At 46.3% G+C, this 3,265-nt stretch carries 2 protein-coding genes; both read left to right on the forward strand.

All coding sequences use genetic code 11. The annotated features are described in order from the left end of the window. Positions 1–209: 209 nt before the first annotated feature. Positions 210–1,238, forward strand: a complete 1,029-nt coding sequence (locus tag AC1DWB_RS32600; protein WP_477545253.1) for a phosphotransferase — start codon at positions 210–212, stop codon at positions 1,236–1,238. Between the two features lie 487 nt (positions 1,239–1,725). After that, positions 1,726–2,559, forward strand: coding sequence for a hypothetical protein (locus AC1DWB_RS32605; RefSeq protein WP_477545254.1), 834 nt, complete (start codon positions 1,726–1,728; stop codon positions 2,557–2,559). The last annotated feature ends 706 nt before the right edge of the window (positions 2,560–3,265 follow it).

The raw sequence follows: 3,265 nt of genomic DNA on the forward strand, positions 1-3,265 counted from the left end.
ATTAAGCGAACGGGCAGAATAGTTATAATGAAACTCCTCCAGAAATTAGGTATTACATTTGATATAATTTTCTGGGCAGCTAGTGTTATGGCTATCCTCTTTTCAACTAAGTGGCAAGTTTGATTTGAATTATTCCAAAGAGACAAGAGAGCTCGAATCAAAATGATCGCCATGTGGAGCAAGCAAACGAAGAGAAAATGGAGGAAGAAATGAATATTGAACTTGAAACGCTGATTTATGTTTTAAGCCAACGGTTCAAGACGGATATCATCTCCGCGGACTGCCAAACCATGCCGTTACAGGGCGGAACTGTGGGAAATGTGTACCTGGTAACGGGGATCGCCGAAACCTCGGGTGGCGAAAAATTGCCGTACCGTATCGTGCTGAAAATCCAGAAGAAATGGGAGCGTTACGGAGATCCGGGTTCATGGCGTCGGGAATATGATCTCTATGCGTCTGACTTGGGAGCGACGTTCTCGGATGCCTTCCGCTGGCCGACATGTTATCACGCCGAGATCAATGCCGAAGAAAATGAATTCCAGCTGTGGCTGGAATATATCGATGGCGTAACCGGCTTAGACCTGACCGGTGACATGTATGAACAGGCCGCGCTGGAGTTAGGACGCTATCAAGGCAAGCTGTATGTGGAGCAGCCCGCCGTGCTGCAGAGCCTGACCAACCTGAGCCATGCGGATCTCATGAAGAATACGTATCTACATTACCGGTCATGGCCGGTCGTCTACGATTATGTACGCTCGGAGGACTGCGAATTCCCGCAGCACGTGCGGCAAATGCTCATCGACATCGATGAGCACGCAGACGAGTTACTCGCCCGCATCGAAAAATTGCCCCTCGTGCTATGCCACCGGGACTTCTGGGTGACCAACCTGATCTATACCGACGGGAAAATCGTGCTCATCGACTGGGATACCTGCGGATGGGGCTACCTGGGCGAGGATCTCGCAAGCCTGATTGCGGATGAAGCGGATATCGATCACATGGTCGAATACTACCAGCGATGTGTCCCCGCGTATTACAAAGGCTTTTCGGAGTATGCGGATGTATCCCCTATCGCCGATCATTGCGTCTACGAGCTGATCCTTCTCGTATTCGGGTACAGGCTTGTGGAGTGGTATCTCCACTCAGAGGACGATGATGAGAAGACGAAGCCTGTCCATACGCTCCAAAAAATCTATGAAATGAAGACCAGCCCTGGATGGTCACATCTGGTTACATAGTTTGAACTAACGGGCACGATAGTTGAATCACCAGAAAGGCCGTCGAGTAATCGGCGGCCTTTCTGTACATATTATGGAAGCTTGATCCTAACCGTGGGATTGAACTTTCTTCGATTTATGCTTTTTAATGGCCCGTTCCAGCGGTCATAAATGCTAAGCAGTCCTTTTTGAAGCCGGAGCTGCGGACAACTCCCTGTGGGAGTTCATGAATGCGAGAAACGTTATCGGAAATTCGGAAAGAAAGACTCAAATTTTACTTATTAGGAGTTAGAARATGGAGGGAAAAATATGATAGAGCAAAAGATAAAGATAAGGTAGAACTATTTMAATCAATGGCTCAAAATCGCTAAAACAGTTGCGAACAAGTACGGTGCTAAAAGTGTTCGATTTAGTTGTGAGTTAGGATGCTGGGCACTGGTTCCAGTKTTTTTATWTGATACAATTAAGTAGAATGATAGAAGTTGGCAATTAGGAACGGAGGGAAAGCTTGCTTAAGTGGGATAGCGATGTATGGGGAAAGCTGGCAGGTCCGYACGGTTCTGCAGACAACGTACCTGTGTTATTGCAGCAGCTAATGCAGGAGTATAGCCAGGAGGTTTTTGACGAACTCTTTCAGGAGTATTTGTTCCATCAAAACACRATATATACGGCTACCTAYGCAGCGATGCCGTTTTTGGCACARCTAGCATGCTCCACTTCGGATGCGGAAGTGCGCAAAGAACTGTTTATCAATTGCGGTATCATCGAGGCAAGCCGCGATGGGAGAGATGAGGCACCATTCCCAGCATCATGGGCTGAACTAGCTGAGGATGTAGGTAGCTTTGTTTGCACTGAATTGTACAGTGAATATGTAGAGGCAATTGACAAGCTCAGGACGCWTACAAAGGAAGTATTCGCCTATGCAGCCCAACAAACTATAGATGAGATAGAGAAGCGTTACATACTTATTGCGGATGCTGCTTATCGCGGCTCATATATCCCTGCCAATATGTTGATGACGTTCAGTGAAGGTGATGAGTATGTCGCCGTGTGTCCGGCTTGCGAGGAAGATGTGTATTTATGGCCTAATGAAGACCAAGCAGGAATTCTTCAAGCCTATGAACGCGATCCCGTCTTTCACATGGGTCAAGAACCTCAAGTGATTGTCCCAGTCACGTCATTTGCAGATGAAGAAGTACGAACATTAGCGGAGCGGGCGGCAGCTATCGGAGAGCAAACATTGACCGARCATCTGCATTATTTAGCGGGGGAAACAATATGTCCATCCTGCAGTGAGAAAACTTCCGTATGGCCGTCATTACTAAGCACCTTTACAAAGTAGAGCACAATTTAAGGGGATGGYGAAAGAGATTAAGTAACTCTAACRACATTGGTAACAAGATAAAATCACTAGTCTCATTTAGGGGAAGGGTGTTTTTGTGACTTAACCTATATTCCTGCCATTCCCTGAACTTAAGATTGCCATAAATACTAGCGGTTTCGACTGAAGTATCATCCGAATTGTTTAATATTAACTCATATATTTGCCATAAGTATTATTTGTAATCATAAGCTTGCCCAAAGTCGGGTAAGCTTTTTTTGGTTTTATAAAACCGAGGGCTTAGAAGCCGGTTGCCAGCCAGTTTGTTGAACTAACGGGCAGGTTCGACAAGTTCTGCWATAAGCRCKACWGYGCGAAAWGCAGGAGATTWAATRACWAATCTTAACTTTACAAYCGAGGATGRGAATGAMGGAACCATGTATCCTGAAATCATCCCGCCAATACTCCTGCATGCATCATGGCTAACAGGTCAGGGGTGTATGAAGTACAGGTAGATTCGGCAGAACGAAGGCTAGAGCCAATTTGAGGTATGCCAACGGATATGCCGCGCGGCTGAAAAGCTGGATAGGGTGAGTATGGTTCCGTGAAAGGAACTGACGAACAACCGAATGTACAGGTCTAAAGTTAGAGCATAGGGAAACTTATGTACCATCCTATGATGGGGTGAGCGGCGTAAAGTAAAAATCTGCCCTCTGAAATACGCTAT

Source organism: Paenibacillus sp. P4_E11 (assembly GCF_056401635.1).